We start from the raw sequence: 13873 nt of genomic DNA, 5'->3' as shown, positions 1-13873 counted from the left end.
CAGGGAATGACGGGCGCTATTTTCGGGACACGGATCATCGCCGCACCCATGGCAGGGGGAACTTCGACGCCCGGGTTTGTGCAGGCCGTGCACGCCGCCGGCGGGCTGGGTTTCCTGGCTGCGGGCTATAAAACCGTGGCAGCGATGCAGTCCGATATCCGCGAGGTGCGCTCCGCCGGGGCGCGCTTCGGCATGAACCTCTTCGTCCCCGACCGGACGCAGCTCAATCCCCCGCCCGCCGTCAGGGAACAGATGGAGCATTACCGGCGGAGCCTCGAGCCGGACGCCCGGCGGTACGGTGTGTCCCTTCCCGGGCTGCGGCTCGACGACGACGACGAGTGGCAGGGCAAGATCGACGCCCTTCTGGAGGATCCCGTGGAGTTTGTCAGCTTCACCTTCGGGCTCCCGGAGCAGGCCGGTGTGCATGCGCTCAAGCGCGCCGGTTCCACGATCATTGCCACGGTCACCAGCCCGGCGGAAGCCTCGCTGGCCGTAGAGCGCGGAGCGGACATCCTGGTGGTCCAGCACGGCAGCGCGGGCGGCCACAGCGCGGCCTTCCTGGCCCGGGAAAACACTCCGGACTCCCCCGGCTCCGCGACGACGGCGCAGCTGCTGGCCACGGTGCGCACCGCCGTCGGCGTTCCCCTCGTGGCGGCCGGCGGAATCATGGATTCCGCGGGCCTCGACTCGGCACTGGCCGCGGGGGCAACGGCCGCCCAGCTGGGTACGGCGTTTCTGCGCAGCGACGAAAGCGGCGCCCGCCAGCTCCACAAGGACGCCCTCGCCAGCCAGGCCTTTACGGAGACCCGGATGACCCGTGCGTTCACCGGCCGGCAGGCAAGGGCCTTGGCGAATTCCTTCGTCAGGGAGCACGACGACGCACCGGAGGGGTACCCGGCCCTCCACCATCTCACCGCTCCGATCCGCGCGGCGGCCGCCGCGGCAGGTGACCCGGAAAGGCTGAACCTTTGGGCCGGAACCGGATGGCGCAAGGCGGAAGCCGGTCCGGTCTCGGACATCATCAACAGGATGCTTGCGGGTTCGGCCCTTCCCTGAACAGACCCGCCCCTTGAAGCGGGCGGCTCAGCCCTCCGAACGCGCACGGATAAGTCCCGCCAACAGCCCCGGCCCCTCGGTCAGGACCATTTCCCGGAACAGCCTGACCTGATCGGCCTCGGCCTCGTGGCCGGTGCGGCGTTCGCGCCAAGCCAGGCCGATTTCACGGAATGCCAGTCCTGATGCCAACGGCACCTCCACCCAGCCAAGGTTTCCGGTGTGCTCAGTCACTGTCCGGCCTGGAGCCTGGCCACCGGGCGGGAGGATGCTGACGCCCAGCCCGGCGGATACCAGCCCGCGGACGGTGTGGGAATCCTGGCTTTCGAAGGCGATGCGCGGGCGGAAACCGGCCTCGCGGAACAGGGCGTCCGTCAGCGACCGCATGCCGTATCCGTGCCCCATGGCCACGAACGGATCGTGCCTGATGTCGGCGATCCGGGCGCTCATCCGGCGGGCCAGGGGGTGTTCATGGTGCACCACCAGCCTCAGGGGCTCCCGGTACAGGGCCGCTGAGCCGATGCTGCGGCCCGCGGGCGCGATGGGCGCCGTCAGGGCGAGATCAGCGGCCCCTGCCGCGAGTTCAGCCAGGCAGCCATCCCGGGCTCCCTGGCTGAGGTCAAAGGCGGTCTGCGGGTGGCGGCGGTGGAACGCATTGATCAGGAGGGGCAGCGTCGCCTCGCCAAACGTGTGTTGGAACGCCACGGCGATCCTTCCGCGCACCACCTCGGATTCGTGCCGCACCAGGTCCAGTCCGGTCCGGAACTCGTTCAGCGCGGCATCGATGTAGGGCAACAGCGCCTTGGCGGCGGGCGTCAGCCGCACTCCCCTGCCGTCCCGGACCAGGAGTTCAGTGCCCACCACGGCACTGGCACGGGCGAGCGCCCGGCTGACGGTGGACTGGGGCATGCCCAGCAGCTCCGCCGTTTCCGTCACGTGCTGCGTCCGGCCCAGTTCGGACAGGACTGGAAGTAACGGCAGCAACTGCGCCAGCTGTTTGTGCTCAATGTCCATCGTGGCCTCCTTGAGATTGATCCGTTTTCAGCATTTGTTCCATGTAAATCATGCATTGGAAGCATGCCATCCGGCGATCTACGCTGGCTTGGTGCACATGACGGCAACGCAGGACACCCCCCAACCCGGCCCGTGGGCAGGCCATCCCAAGGGCTCGGCCGCCTACGGACGACTGCTCGCGGGGCTGGCCTTCGCCGGGGTGGCGACATTCGCGCAGCTTTACTCCACCCAGGCCGTGCTGCCGATCATGGCCGCGGACCTGCAGATCACGGCCGCCGAAGCCGCGCTGACGATCTCGCTGGCGACGGTGGGGCTGGCCGTCACTGTCATCCCGTGGTCCTTCCTGGCTGACCGGATCGGCCGGGTGCGGGCGATGACCCTGGGCATCACGGCCGCGACCGTCCTGGGCCTGCTGGTTCCCCTGGCCGCCACCTTTCCCATGCTCCTGGGGCTCCGCTTGCTTGAGGGCATGGCGCTCGGCGGAATTCCGGCAATCGCCATTGCCTACCTGAATGAGGAAGTCCACAAGGCGCACGCCGCCATGGCGGCCGGAAGCTACGTCGCGGGAACCACGCTGGGCGGGCTTGCGGGACGGCTGGTTGCGGGCCCCGTCGCTGAACTGTGGGGATGGCGGGCGGCCACATTGGCCGTCTCCGTCCTGGCCGCCGTTGCTGCCGTCCTGTTCCTGGTCCTGGTGCCCAAGGCCCGCGGCTTCACACCCGCACACGCCAGCGGATTCCGCGGGGCCGCAAGGATGCTGGCGGGCCACCTGCGCAATCCCCGCCTGCTGGCCCTCTATGTGCAGGCGTTCCTGCTCATGGGCGGCTTCGTGGCCGTGTACAACTACCTCGGCTTCCGGCTGTCCGGTGATCCGTTCGGGCTGCCGGCCACCGTGATCAGCCTCATTTTTGTGGCATACCTGTCCGGGACGGTGACCTCCAGGCTGGCCGGCGGGCTCACGCAGAAGTTCGGACGGCGGACCATCCTGCTGGCGGGAATCGTGCTGATGGTCCTTGGCCTGGCGCTGACATTAACGCAACTGCTGGTCCTGATCCTGGCCGGTCTTCTCGTTTTCACCGGAGGATTCTTTGCGGCGCACAGCATCGGGGCAGGCTGGACCGGAGGGATCGCCACCACCGGCCGGGCGCAGGCCGCCTCGCTGTATAACCTGGCCTACTACCTTGGCTCCAGTGCGATCGGGTGGGCAGGCGGCCTGGTATTCCAGTCCTTCGGCTGGACGGCGCTTGCCCTGGTGGTCATCGGGCTGGGATGCACGACGGCGGTGATCACCGCCGTCGTGCATCCTGCGTCGGGCGCCGGGCAGCCGGCCGGCTAGCGCGTTCCTTCAACTGCCTGCAGAAGGTCCGCCACAATGTCGGTGGCATCCTCCAGACCCACAGACAAGCGGAGCAGGCTGGCCCGCGGCCTGGCCTCGGCGGCAACGGGCCGGTGGGTCAGACCGGCCGGGTGCTGGATCAGGGTATCGATGCCGCCCAGGGACACGGCGTGGGTGATCATCCGGACCGCCGCCGGGACCCGCTCGGCGTGCTCGGCGCTGGCCAGTTCAAACGCCAGCAGCGAGCCGGGGCCGGACATCTGTGTCCCCACCAGCCCCAGCGGGTCGCACTCGGGGAGGCCCGGGTAGTGGACCGACTTCACGAGACTGTGTCCGGCCAGGGCAGCGGCAACCTTGTGCGCCGTTGCCTGCTGTGCCCGCACGCGCACCGGCAGGGTGGCCAGCCCGCGGTGGAGCAGATAAGCCGGCCAGGGAGTCAGGATCCCGCCTGTCACGGCACGGACCTGGCGGAGCCTGGTGGTCCACTCCACCGAAGCCGCCACCACACCGCCCATCGCGTCCCCGTGGCCGCCGAGGAATTTGGTGGCGCTGTGCAGCACGAGCGTGGCCCCGTGAGCCAGGGGCTGCTGCAGCACCGGGCTGGCAAAGGTGTTGTCCACCAGGACCGGCACGCCGTCAGCGTCCCGGGAGAGTTGAGCGATGTCCACCAGTTCCAGACTGGGATTGGCGGGCGTCTCCACAATCACCAGCCCCGTGTCCGGACGCAGGGCCTCGCGGACACCGTACGCCGTCGTGAACGTCACTTCAGTGCCCAGGACGCCCGAGGCGAGGACGTGGTCACTCCCGCCATACAATGGCCGGACCGCCACCACGTGCCTCCTGCCGGCGGCCACGGTCGCGAGCAGGACGGCCGAAAGGGCAGCCATCCCGGTGGCAAAGGCCACCGCCTCGGGTGCGCCTTCCAGGGCGGCCACGCCCTCCTCGAAGCGGGCCACGGTGGGATTCCACAGGCGCTGGTAGACGGTGCTCTGGCCTTCCAGGGGCATCCCGCCGGTGGCCATTTGTTCATAAGCCCGGCCGCCGTCGTGGACCGACGGAAGCGGTGCAGTGGTGGAGAGGTCGATCGGCACGGCATGCACGCCTTGTTCGGTGAGGCCGGCCCGGCCTGCATGGACAGCCAGTGAATCGGGAGAAAGCACGGGACTCCTTTGAATTATTCGCCATTGAATCCGGCAAGTCTCTGGCAATAATTCGGAGATTCATAGTGCTCACGAATGGAAATGTCGGAAAGTGGAGTTTATGATGAACTCATAACACTTTGAGGAGGCGCTGTGAGTAGCGGTGCGAAGAATATTCGGCTGGGCGCGGGGACCGAACCGCTGGACGCCATCGACGAGCGGCTGCTGGCAGCCCTCGTGGACGACGCCCGGATCTCAAACAAGCAGCTGGCCGAGCTCGTGGGCATCGCTCCGTCCACGGCCCTCATGCGCACGCGGGCGCTGTCCGAACGCGGCATCATCCAGGGCTTCGAAGCGAAACTTAGCCTGTCAGCCATCGGGCGGTCCGTCCAGGCACTCATCGCCGTGCGGCTCCGCGCCCACGACCGCGAACAGATCGACCGGTTCACGTCCCGGGTGCCCCGGCTCCCGGCCGTGCTGTCCACCTTCCACACCTCGGGGTCGGTGGACTACCTGCTGCACATTGCCGTGGCCACTACCGAGGACCTGCGCGACTGGGTCCTGGACAACCTGGCCACCGATCCCGTGGTGGGCCACACCGAAACCACACTGGTGTTCGAACACATCCCCGGCAACCACGGGCCGCTGCCGGACTGACCGGCCAGCCTGCTGGATCACCGCCACGAGCGGGCAGTCCGGCCGGATTATTTGGTTCGGCTGCGGGACTCCCCACTAGTGCCAGATGTAGAGCCCGGAGTGCGCGGCGCCCATGATGTCACTCCGAAGGACGTCCAGCTGCTCCCGGCGGAGCATGGCGGCGCGTTCACGCTCGGCCCGGTCGGAGAGAATGACCTGCCGGCGTTCAGCCCAGCGGACCAGCGCCGTACCCAATCCTGCCGCAGCAGACTCGACGGCGGTGGGCCTGCGGTACGGGCTGCAGGCAGCTGATCCGGTGGCGCAGACTGTGCTCATCTCACTTTCCTTTCAGGACTTTCCGGTGGTGTGTTCTGACGTTCTTCGTTCCGCGACGAGCGGATCCGGCCTCCCGCTGACGCGGGAACGCCGAGGAGGGGAAAGGCGTTCAGGTGGATCTGGACCGGGCGGGCGCCTTCCTGTTCGCCTTCATTCCTGATGTCCTCCAGCAGGCGGTGGCCGTAGGCTTCCAGGGCGGCGGTGTACCTCGCCAACTGGTCCGCCGTGAGCCGCGCATTCGCAGTGCTGATCAGGGCCGCGTGGAGCCATGCTGCATCAAGGGTGTCGCTGCCGTGTGCCATGAAGTCCGCCAGGACTGCCTGCCGGCTGTGTTCAAACTCGCGGGTGACCAGCCGGGAGGCTTCCTCCGTGGCAGGAGATGTTGCCAGTTCCGGGGAGGTGATCTGGATGGCCCCGCGCGGGCGTTCCCACCAGCGCTCCCGGGCCGTGCCCTTGCCTTCAACCTCCCGGACGAAGTCGTGCTTTGCCAGCTGCCGGAGGTGGTAACTGGTGGACCCGCTGGATTCGTTGAGCAGTTCGCCCAGGCTGCAGGCCGTCTGCGCCCCGTAGCGGGAGAGCATCTCGAGGATCTGCACCCGGAGCGGGTGTGCCAGCGCTTTCAGCGCCACAGTATCGACGCGGCGGACCGGAAATGGCGCATCCTGCTCAGGCTGAGGTGCCGAGTCCAGTGGACCCCCGGACGGCCGGGCTGCTGCTGGTGCGATGTCCGGTGAACTGTTCATGCATCAAAAATACGCCTGCAAAGAAACCTTTGCAAGGGTTTCTTTGCAATGATTTATTTGCATTAGTTTCTTTGCAATCCGGCCTCGTCGAGGCCGCTTAGCCCGGCCGGCGCAGGGCTGCGGCAAGTGTCACGGCGGCCAGGACAAGCGCCAGGAGGGCGCAGAGCAGCACGAATCCTGCCACCGCCGCCTGCAGCCCGTACACCGCCGTCGCAATTCCCAGGCCGATCACCGGCAGTGCGCTGCCAAGGTAAGTGATCACGTACACGGTGCTGATGATCTGCGCATGCCGCGACGCCTCCACCTTTCCGGCCACATCGTTGAACACGGTCCGAAAGGACACTCCTTGGCCGACACCTGCGGCCAGGCTCGCGGCGATGAGCAGCCACGGGCTCCGCCAAGCTGCGGCAGCGGCAATCAGGAGCACCGACACCGCCAGCACAGCCAGGCCGGCCGGCACCACAAACCTCCCGCGAACGGCCAGCAACTGGCTGAGGGCGGAAGCACCGAGGGTCAATCCGGCGAGCACTCCGATGAGGGGGCGGGAGTCTGCGCCGACGATCTGGGCAAAGTAGCCGGGGGCCAGCGAAAGGCAGAAGCCGAAAACGGTGAAGCTCAGGAACCCGACGGCGGACGCCAGCCAGAAGGCGCCACGGGCTTCACGCGAAACGGAGGGGCGGCGGGGCGCCAGCACCTTCAAGGACTGCGGGCCGGCGACGGACGTGATGGCGGGCCGCGCCTTGAGCAGGTACAACGGAACCAGCATGGCGATGAGGACAACGGAGTGGAGGTAGTACGGCGTGGATGTCGGCCCCGGCAGGAGCGAGAGGATTCCCCCGATGGCCGGACCGGCTGCGACTCCCCCGGCGGACGCCAGCAGGGTAAAGCGCGAGGCCCAGTCGGGACGGGCCGGCAGCAGTTCGCGCAGGGCAGCGGAACTGGCTCCGGTGGCCAGGGCCACCGCGATGCCCTGAAGGGCGCGCCCGGCGGACAGCATCGCCAGGCTGTCCGCGTTGGCAAAGATCATCCCGCCGGCCAGGCCCACGACGACGGCGAGCAGCAGCGCCGCCCGGCGGCCGATGTGATCGGACCAGTGTCCGGCCAGCATGAGCGTGGACACCAGCGCCAGGACATAAGCGGAAAACGCCACCGTGATCCCGAATGACCCGATGCCCAGGTTCGCCTGGAGCAGCGGGTACAGCGGGGTTGCCAGGTTCGCACCGACAAGGAGCGTGAAGATCACCACGCCGGCCATTACCAGCCGCGCCGTGGTGGAAGCGTCCCATGCCCAGCCGCCGGCGGTAGCCGGGCGCATGCGGAGTTCGCTGAAGACAGTCATGTGCGTGCCTTTGCCTGCAGAGCCGGCCCGTCTCTGTTCCTTGTGGGAACGCCGCGGTCCGGGCGAAAAGAATTTGGTACTAACAGAATGGGGCACACCTGACCTTGGAGACCAAGTTCCGTGCCAAAATTGAGCAAAATAGTCAATGATGCCCAGTAGAAATGAACCGGAGTGATGATTTGAACAGCCTGGACACTACGGACCTGAAGATCCTCCTGGAACTGATCCGGGATCCGCGGGTCCAGATCGGCGAGCTCAGCGACACCCTGGGCATCGCCCGCAATACGGCGCAGTCGCGGGTCCGCAGGATGCTCCGCTCCGGCCTGCTGCACGACGGCGGACGGGAGATCGACCTCGAGGCGGTGGGGTACGACGTCGTCGCTTTCGTAACGATCGAGGTCAGCCACCGGGAGCTCGACGGCGTGGTGGGCGCCCTGCGCCTGATTCCGCAGGTCCTGGAGGTCCACGAGATCTCCGGCCGTGGCGACGTCTGGTGCCGCGTGGTGGCAACCGATACCCACAACCTGCAGGCGGCCCTGCGGTCGATCCTCAGGATCAAGGGCGTCATCCGGACGGAAACTGTCCTCGCCCTGCACACGCACATCCCCTACCGCACGGAGCCGCTCATTAGCCGGCTTGCCCAGGGCGGGGCGCCGACGGCAGCACGCAAGGGACTGGGATAATAGCGCGTGACCATCATCGACAACGCCGTATACGTGAACGGCCGCCGGACCGCCGAACCGCACAATCTTGAGCAGACCTTTGAGACCCTGGCGGACCACGGCGGCATGGCCTGGATCGGCCTGTACCGGCCGACCGAGGCTGAGATGTCGGCAGTGGCCCGGGAGTTCGGACTCCACCTCCTCGCGGTGGAAGATGCCATCTCGGCCCACCAGCGGCCCAAGTTGGAACGCTATGATGACGTCCTCTTCACCGTGCTGCGCCCGGCCCGGTACCTTGACGATACGGAAACGGTGGAGTTCGGTGAACTGCACGTGTTCACCGGCACGAACTTCGTGGTCACTGTCCGGCACGCGGAAACAGCCGGCGTGGCACAGGTGCGCCAGCGGCTGGAAGGCCGCCCCGAACTCCTGCGCCACGGCCCGGAAGCGGTGCTCTACGCTCTGATGGACCAGGTGGTGGACGACTATGTTCCGGTTGTTGCCGGCCTCGAAAACGACATCGATGAAATCGAGGACCAGCTGTTCAGCGGAGACTCCGCCGTCTCCCGCCGCATCTATGAGCTGGCCCGCGAAGTGATCCAGTTCCAGCGGGCGATCCATCCGCTGCCGGGAATGATGCAACTGCTCAAGCGCGGCTTCGACAAGTACGATGTGGACACGGACCTCCAGCATCACCTCCGGGACGTCGAAGACCACGTGGAGCGGCTGATCTCCCGCGCCGATTCTTTCCGCGACATCCTTCAGAATGCTCTCACCCTCGACGGCACCCTCACCGCCAACCGGCAGAACGAGGCGAGCGCCGAGCAGAACGAGCAGGTCAAGAAGATCTCCTCGTGGGCGGCCATCTTCTTCGCCCCGTCCTTCGTTGCCGGTGTCTACGGCATGAATTTCGACCACATGCCCGAACTTCACTGGGCTTTCGGCTATCCGCTGGCGATTGCCATGATGGCCGCAACGGCAGCCTTGATGTACACGATCTTCAAGCGGAAGGGCTGGCTCTAGGAGCCGCCGGCATGACTGGGACACCGTCGGGAGGTCCGCAGCAGGCCCTCCGGCCGGGCCGGATCATCGTCCCCGGCACGGCCCGGCAGCTGGGTACGTTCGGACTGTTCGCCCCGGCCCCCGGCCAGCGGCGGACCGTGGACGTGGCCGGGAGGCCGATGGAGGTCAAGAGCGCCGAAGGGGACCTTTTGTGGGTGGGTTTCGGCGAACTCACCGGTGCGAAAGCGGCCGCCACGGCTTTCGCCTCCCTGGCGGTCCGGTTCAGGGAGTGGGTGGTGGACGGACTTCCGACCGGGGCCGGTGCCGGCTCCCAGGAGTGGCAGCAGTTCCTGGCCGTGGTGGACCTGCTGTTTGCCGCGGACGTCACCCTCTTCGTCATCGGACCGGCGATGCCGGAGTCCGGCCCCGACAACCCGTTATCGCGCCTGCTCCGGGTGGAGTCCGGCGAAGAACTCCCGGCGGAGCATCCGTCCGGAAGCTAGCCCTGCGCGGGCTGGACGATGGTCACGGTGCCGGCCCCGCCGTCGACCTCTATCCGCTGCCCGCTCGTGATCCGGCGGGTCGCCACGCCCGTGCCCAGCACGGCGGGAATGCCGTATTCCCTGGCCACTATGGAGCCGTGGCTCAGCGGGCCGCCAACATCCGTCACAACGGCCGAGGCCATGGCGAACAGCGGCGTCCAGGCAGGAGTGGTGATGCGGGCCACCAGCACCTCCCCCGGCTGCATCAGGGAAAAGTCTTCCGGACCGGCCAGGACCCGGGCAGGTGCACTGACCCGCCCCTGGCTGGCGCCCACGCCCTTGATCGTGTTCCCCTGCTGTTCCTGGGACCCCTCCGGCATCATCCCGGCGAGGGACCGCTGGAGCCACCGGATCTCGGGCAGCATCTGCGGGGCGGTTGCGTTACGCTGGCCCCGCCAGCGTAGCTTCCGCTCAGCGACTGCCTCCGCCAGGACCGGCCGGTCAGCACCCGTGATCGCCGCCGGACCGCCCGGCGCCGCAAGGCCGAATTCGACCGCACTGCCGACTTCCTGGTGCCGAAGCCAGAACACGTCGCCGGAGTCCGCAATGAGGCCGGCCGTGACCAGCCGCTCTCCCAGTTCGCGCAGCATGCGCCGCATGAGCGGCCACCCGAGCCCGACGTCGGCAAGCGCGTCTTCCCGGATCGGCGCCGGCCCCTGCGCCCACCGGAGCAGACGAACGAAAGCCTTCCTGCGCGCAGGGTGCAGGCGGGCCAGTATCCTGCCCGTGCTGTCCTCACGGCGGGCGGCGGCGAGCTCCTGGCGCCGGTGCGGGTCGTTGCCCTGCCCCCGCAGGTAGAACTTCAGCGTGTCCAGCAGCGGGGACGCGTCGTCTGCGGGTACGGGATTAATGAAGTCCAGGTTGTAGACCGTATGGCCGAAGCGGTCCAGGTGGAGCTGAAACCGGCGTTCCCACTGCTGCCACAAGACGTGGTCCATCCCGCTCGGAGGCGTCCCTGACAGCTGGGCCCGGGCCAGCGATTTTGTCGGCGTCGCCAGGATGGCCTCGGCGAGCCCCGGGACTCCGAGGGACCACCCGGCCAGGTCGAAGAGGGATTTTTCCGCCCGGATCGGCTGGCTGTCGTAGCCGAGCAGAAACGTGGCAGCCGGCGGGTCGCCGTCCTGCCGGACAAACTTGTCATAGAACTTCTGGAAAGCGAGCTCGCTCGACGTCGCAATCGGAATGATCGACTGGACGGCTGTGTAGTACACCGTGCCGGCATCGAGCAGGGCAGATACCCCCTCCAGCAGCTCCTCCCCGGTCAGGTCGGCAAGGGGCTTAGCAGACCAGGACTCCACCACGCGCACGTAGCGCGGGTGCGAATAGTCCCGCCAGCCTTGGACCCCCATGTGGGCATCTCCCCGGATGAGGGCACGGACAGCGGCCGGAGTCTTGCCCATCAGCCGCCACAACGCCGCTGTCCGGTAGTAGTAATAGGCGTAACCGTTGACGGCAGGCAGGCCCAGGTCGCCGTCGCGGAGGCTGCTCTTGCCGAACGCCTGGTCCATCAGGGCATTCAGGGACCGGGACACCGAGCCATCAATCAGGTCGGCAAACAAGGGCGACAGCGGATCGGGAAGCTGCTCCACGATGCTCGCCCGGAAATACAGCCCCTTGGGGTACGGCACGCTCCAGTCGCGCGGCGTTTCCCCCGCGGGTTCGGGCAGGGCGGTGATGGGCCGTGACTGCAGGATGAAGAATTCGCCGCCAGCGCGTGCCCACTCGATGTCCTGCGGGGAGCCGAAGTGCCGGGCAATGCGGGTTCCGTAGCCGGCCAGTGTTGCCGCCGCGGCGTCGTCCAGCACGGGTTGATGTCTGAGGGAAGCGGGGACGGGTTCCTCACGGGTGCCCCGGTCGGCGTAGGCCGTCATGACCGCCTTGTCCGCTGTCCGCCGGAAAACCACCTTGCCGGTCGCGGCCTCGACCACGATGTCGTCGGTGGAGACGGCTCCGCTGACCACGGATTCGCCCAGCCCCCATGCGGCAGCGACCACGATCTGGTCGCGGCGTCCGGTGGCCGGGTTGGCGGTGAACATGACTCCAGCGGCGTCAGCGGCCACCATGTGCTGGACCACCACAGCCAGCCGGACCTGGTCCGGGCCGATGCCCTCCCGGGCACGGTAGGCCATCGCCCGGGAGGTCCAGAGGGAGCCCCAGCAGTTGATGACCGCATCCATGAGGACATCGGTGCCACAGACGTTGAGGTAGGTGTCCTGCTGGCCCGCGAAACTGGCCGAGGCGAGGTCTTCGGCGGTGGCCGAGGAACGTACCGCCACCGCAGTCTCCGCGCCTGAATCGGGACCGGTGCCCTCGCGTGAGCCCAGCCGCCGGTACGCATCCCGGATTTCGGCGGCTACCTCCTCAGGCATTGAGCCACCGGTAAAGAGTGCTCGGATCTGCCTGGAAGCTTCCTCGTAGTCGCGGGACGTGGCGCTCGCCGGCACGGCGGCGTACTCCTGGATGCGCCCGGCCAGCTGGTTGTCCCGGACGAACAGCTCGTAGGCACCGGTGTTGATCAGGAATCCAGGGGGGACCGGCACACCCGCCCGAACGAGTTCGCCCAGCCCGGCGCCCTTTCCGCCCGCCGTCGCGACTCCGTCCCGGCCGACTTCGCTGAACTCATTGATGTAAACCATGACTGCGGCGCCTCCTATTCGGCCGGGCCTTCCCGGCAGCCCCTGATTCACAACATACTGGCACGCGCACCGCCATCGGGCCATGGCCGGGCGTTCCGGTGCCGGACCTGTCCAAAGGCCCTTTTGCTACCTCGCCCGGAACCCTAGTGTGGGTCCATGGCTGACGCATTTTCCTCCCTCGTGGAGACGTTCAGGAACGTGGGTGTGGCGCGGGCTTACGGCGCTCCGGTGCAGATCGGGGGCGAGGAACTGATCCCGGTGGCACTGGTCTCCTTCGGCTTCGGCGGCGGGGGTGACTCCGGTCCGGAGGGCGCCAACGGCGCCGCGGAAGGAGGCGGGGGCGGGGGCTTCGTGCTCCCCCTCGGCGCCTACCTGACAAACGGGCAGGGCCGGGTGGTGTTCCGGGCCAATACCCTGGCGGTTCTCGCAGGGCTGGTCCCGGTGGTGTGCGCCGTAGGGATGTCAGTTCGCGGAGTGCTCAAGACGGTCAGCGCAAACCGGCGGTAGTCCTGATCCAGTCCAGTTCGTAGGGAACGGACGCCGACAGGTTCAGGTAGGCGGGCGCGGGCGGCAGTTCAATCGCATTCGTCACCCCGACCAGCTTCTGGTCACCGTGGTCGGACCAGATGACAGGGCCCCCGCTGTCACCGCGGTTCGCCGACGTATGCGGCGAATAGGTACAGAACTGCCAGGGACCGGCGATATCCGGGCATGCCTCCGTGGGAACTGTTGTGAGCCGCGTTTCAACCAGCCGGCCAGCGGGATCGCACGGTACAGCGGGGTTGAACGGGTCCCCTGTACAGCCATAACCGGCCACCGTGACCTCGGCCCCCACCGGAGCCGGCGTGGACGCCAACCCGATGGTGGGCTCGTCAACGGCCGATTGCAGGAAGAGCAAGGCTATGTCGTCCTTGATCCTGGCGGGGTCGTAGCGCGGCATCGGAACGGCCCTCGCCACCCCGATGGTGTACTCGGAGCGCTGCTGGCCGTAGTGGAATGTCACGGCGATGGCGGACGGGCTGCGTCCGTTGTTGCTGATGCAGTGCGCCGCCGTGACCACAGTGTCTTCCGCGATCAAAGATCCGGTGCAGGAGGCAACCCCTTCCGGGTAGGCCAGTTCCACTTTGACGGCCCACGCGTACTCGTCGGAGTCCGCCCTGCTCCCGTTATAGACGGCGAGGGCCGGAGCGGCCGTGGCTGCCGTAAGTGCCGCTGCGAAGAGAGCCGACAGCAGCGGTGCCGCTAGTCGCCGGCGCGCGGAGCGTGTCCGCATACCTTCGCCGTTACGGGCCGTGGTGTGTGTGGGGATTCTTGTGCGCATGAGGGTGCTCCTCATCATTGCCTGGAGATATATCGCGGATGTGGTGGAGGAACCGTGACTAACCCAGGTTCCCGGAGATCGCACATCTGCCCCCAGTCGCAGCACCATAACTCT

General features: G+C 67.5%; 14 protein-coding genes. 7 read left to right on the top strand and 7 right to left on the bottom strand.

The features are described 5' to 3' along the window. Nucleotides 1-6: 6 nt before the first annotated feature. Entirely contained in the window at nucleotides 7-1056 is a 1050-nt protein-coding gene (locus tag ACFVWT_RS03195) for a nitronate monooxygenase (protein ID WP_390245142.1), read from the top strand. Nucleotides 1057-1083: 27 nt separating this feature from the next. Here ACFVWT_RS03195 and ACFVWT_RS03190 read toward each other — a convergent pair whose 3' ends face one another. Beyond that, nucleotides 1084-2067: a LysR family transcriptional regulator gene (locus ACFVWT_RS03190; protein WP_390245140.1), complete on the bottom strand. Its 984-nt coding sequence runs from the start codon at nucleotides 2065-2067 to the stop codon at nucleotides 1084-1086. A 97-nt stretch (nucleotides 2068-2164) separates the two neighbouring features. Between ACFVWT_RS03190 and ACFVWT_RS03185 the strand changes: the two genes are divergently transcribed. Then, nucleotides 2165-3403, top strand: coding sequence for an MFS transporter (locus ACFVWT_RS03185; RefSeq protein WP_390245138.1), 1239 nt, complete (start codon nucleotides 2165-2167; stop codon nucleotides 3401-3403). Here the strand turns inward: ACFVWT_RS03185 and ACFVWT_RS03180 are convergent. After that, entirely contained in the window at nucleotides 3400-4563 is a 1164-nt protein-coding gene (locus ACFVWT_RS03180; protein WP_390245136.1) for a trans-sulfuration enzyme family protein, read from the bottom strand. The genes ACFVWT_RS03185 and ACFVWT_RS03180 overlap by 4 nt on opposite strands. Nucleotides 4564-4695: 132 nt before the next feature. Here ACFVWT_RS03180 and ACFVWT_RS03175 point away from each other — a divergent pair, with 132 nt between their 5' ends. Then, the gene (locus tag ACFVWT_RS03175) at nucleotides 4696-5199 is read left to right on the top strand and encodes an Lrp/AsnC family transcriptional regulator (RefSeq protein ID WP_209743257.1); all 504 of its coding nucleotides are present in this window, start codon (nucleotides 4696-4698) and stop codon (nucleotides 5197-5199) included. A gap of 75 nt (nucleotides 5200-5274) precedes the next feature. On the opposite strand, the gene ACFVWT_RS03170 is transcribed toward ACFVWT_RS03175, so the two are convergent. The 3 genes from ACFVWT_RS03170 to ACFVWT_RS03160 form a co-directional block, all read right to left on the bottom strand. Further along, nucleotides 5275-5514 carry a 2-nitropropane dioxygenase gene (locus ACFVWT_RS03170; RefSeq protein WP_390245134.1) on the bottom strand — a complete coding sequence of 80 codons (240 nt, stop codon included), beginning with the start codon at nucleotides 5512-5514 and terminating at the stop codon, nucleotides 5275-5277. Then, a complete protein-coding gene (locus tag ACFVWT_RS03165; RefSeq protein WP_390245132.1) occupies nucleotides 5511-6257 on the bottom strand; it encodes an ArsR/SmtB family transcription factor in 747 nt (248 codons plus the stop codon). The genes ACFVWT_RS03170 and ACFVWT_RS03165 overlap by 4 nt, the downstream gene beginning before the upstream one ends. A gap of 97 nt (nucleotides 6258-6354) precedes the next feature. Continuing rightward, nucleotides 6355-7596: an MFS transporter gene (locus tag ACFVWT_RS03160; protein WP_390245130.1), complete on the bottom strand. Its 1242-nt coding sequence runs from the start codon at nucleotides 7594-7596 to the stop codon at nucleotides 6355-6357. Nucleotides 7597-7775: 179 nt separating this feature from the next. Here ACFVWT_RS03160 and ACFVWT_RS03155 point away from each other — a divergent pair, with 179 nt between their 5' ends. Genes ACFVWT_RS03155 through zapE form a run of 3 tightly spaced genes read left to right on the top strand, consistent with a single transcriptional unit; the run spans nucleotide 7776 to nucleotide 9763 of the window. Further along, nucleotides 7776-8279, top strand: a complete 504-nt coding sequence (locus tag ACFVWT_RS03155) for an Lrp/AsnC family transcriptional regulator (protein ID WP_390245128.1) — start codon at nucleotides 7776-7778, stop codon at nucleotides 8277-8279. A gap of 6 nt (nucleotides 8280-8285) precedes the next feature. Further along, on the top strand, nucleotides 8286-9281 hold the full coding sequence (corA, locus tag ACFVWT_RS03150; protein WP_390245126.1) for a magnesium/cobalt transporter CorA: 996 nt from the start codon (nucleotides 8286-8288) through the stop codon (nucleotides 9279-9281). An 11-nt stretch (nucleotides 9282-9292) separates the two neighbouring features. Beyond that, nucleotides 9293-9763 carry an AFG1/ZapE family ATPase gene (zapE, locus tag ACFVWT_RS03145; RefSeq protein WP_390245124.1) on the top strand — a complete coding sequence of 157 codons (471 nt, stop codon included), beginning with the start codon at nucleotides 9293-9295 and terminating at the stop codon, nucleotides 9761-9763. Here zapE and ACFVWT_RS03140 read toward each other — a convergent pair. Then, on the bottom strand, nucleotides 9760-12438 hold the full coding sequence (locus ACFVWT_RS03140; RefSeq protein WP_390245122.1) for a PEP/pyruvate-binding domain-containing protein: 2679 nt from the start codon (nucleotides 12436-12438) through the stop codon (nucleotides 9760-9762). The genes zapE and ACFVWT_RS03140 overlap by 4 nt on opposite strands. A 156-nt stretch (nucleotides 12439-12594) precedes the next feature. Here ACFVWT_RS03140 and ACFVWT_RS03135 point away from each other — a divergent pair, with 156 nt between their 5' ends. Then, the gene (locus ACFVWT_RS03135) at nucleotides 12595-12945 is read left to right on the top strand and encodes a hypothetical protein (protein WP_390245120.1); all 351 of its coding nucleotides are present in this window, start codon (nucleotides 12595-12597) and stop codon (nucleotides 12943-12945) included. Here ACFVWT_RS03135 and ACFVWT_RS03130 read toward each other — a convergent pair. Continuing rightward, entirely contained in the window at nucleotides 12926-13759 is an 834-nt protein-coding gene (locus ACFVWT_RS03130) for a S1 family peptidase (RefSeq protein WP_390245118.1), read from the bottom strand. The two genes, ACFVWT_RS03135 and ACFVWT_RS03130, sit on opposite strands and share 20 nt — an antisense overlap. Nucleotides 13760-13873 lie beyond the last annotated feature (114 nt).

Source organism: Arthrobacter sp. NPDC058288, from assembly GCF_042880995.1.
Classification (GTDB): domain Bacteria; phylum Actinomycetota; class Actinomycetes; order Actinomycetales; family Micrococcaceae; genus Arthrobacter.
This window is presented reverse-complemented; position numbering and strand designations above follow the sequence as displayed.

What these genes read in the sequence shown, in the direction of transcription:
- ACFVWT_RS03195 (WP_390245142.1), top strand. Translation starts at nt 7, where the DNA reads ATGACGGGCGCTATTTTCGGGACACGGATCATCGCCGCACCCATGGCA.
- ACFVWT_RS03190 (WP_390245140.1), bottom strand. Translation starts at nt 2,067, where the DNA reads ATGGACATTGAGCACAAACAGCTGGCGCAGTTGCTGCCGTTACTTCCA.
- ACFVWT_RS03185 (WP_390245138.1), top strand. Translation starts at nt 2,165, where the DNA reads ATGACGGCAACGCAGGACACCCCCCAACCCGGCCCGTGGGCAGGCCAT.
- ACFVWT_RS03170 (WP_390245134.1), bottom strand. Translation starts at nt 5,514, where the DNA reads ATGAGCACAGTCTGCGCCACCGGATCAGCTGCCTGCAGCCCGTACCGC.
- ACFVWT_RS03165 (WP_390245132.1), bottom strand. Translation starts at nt 6,257, where the DNA reads ATGAACAGTTCACCGGACATCGCACCAGCAGCAGCCCGGCCGTCCGGG.
- ACFVWT_RS03160 (WP_390245130.1), bottom strand. Translation starts at nt 7,596, where the DNA reads ATGACTGTCTTCAGCGAACTCCGCATGCGCCCGGCTACCGCCGGCGGC.
- zapE (WP_390245124.1), top strand. Translation starts at nt 9,293, where the DNA reads ATGACTGGGACACCGTCGGGAGGTCCGCAGCAGGCCCTCCGGCCGGGC.
- ACFVWT_RS03140 (WP_390245122.1), bottom strand. Translation starts at nt 12,438, where the DNA reads ATGGTTTACATCAATGAGTTCAGCGAAGTCGGCCGGGACGGAGTCGCG.
- ACFVWT_RS03135 (WP_390245120.1), top strand. Translation starts at nt 12,595, where the DNA reads ATGGCTGACGCATTTTCCTCCCTCGTGGAGACGTTCAGGAACGTGGGT.
- ACFVWT_RS03130 (WP_390245118.1), bottom strand. Translation starts at nt 13,759, where the DNA reads ATGCGCACAAGAATCCCCACACACACCACGGCCCGTAACGGCGAAGGT.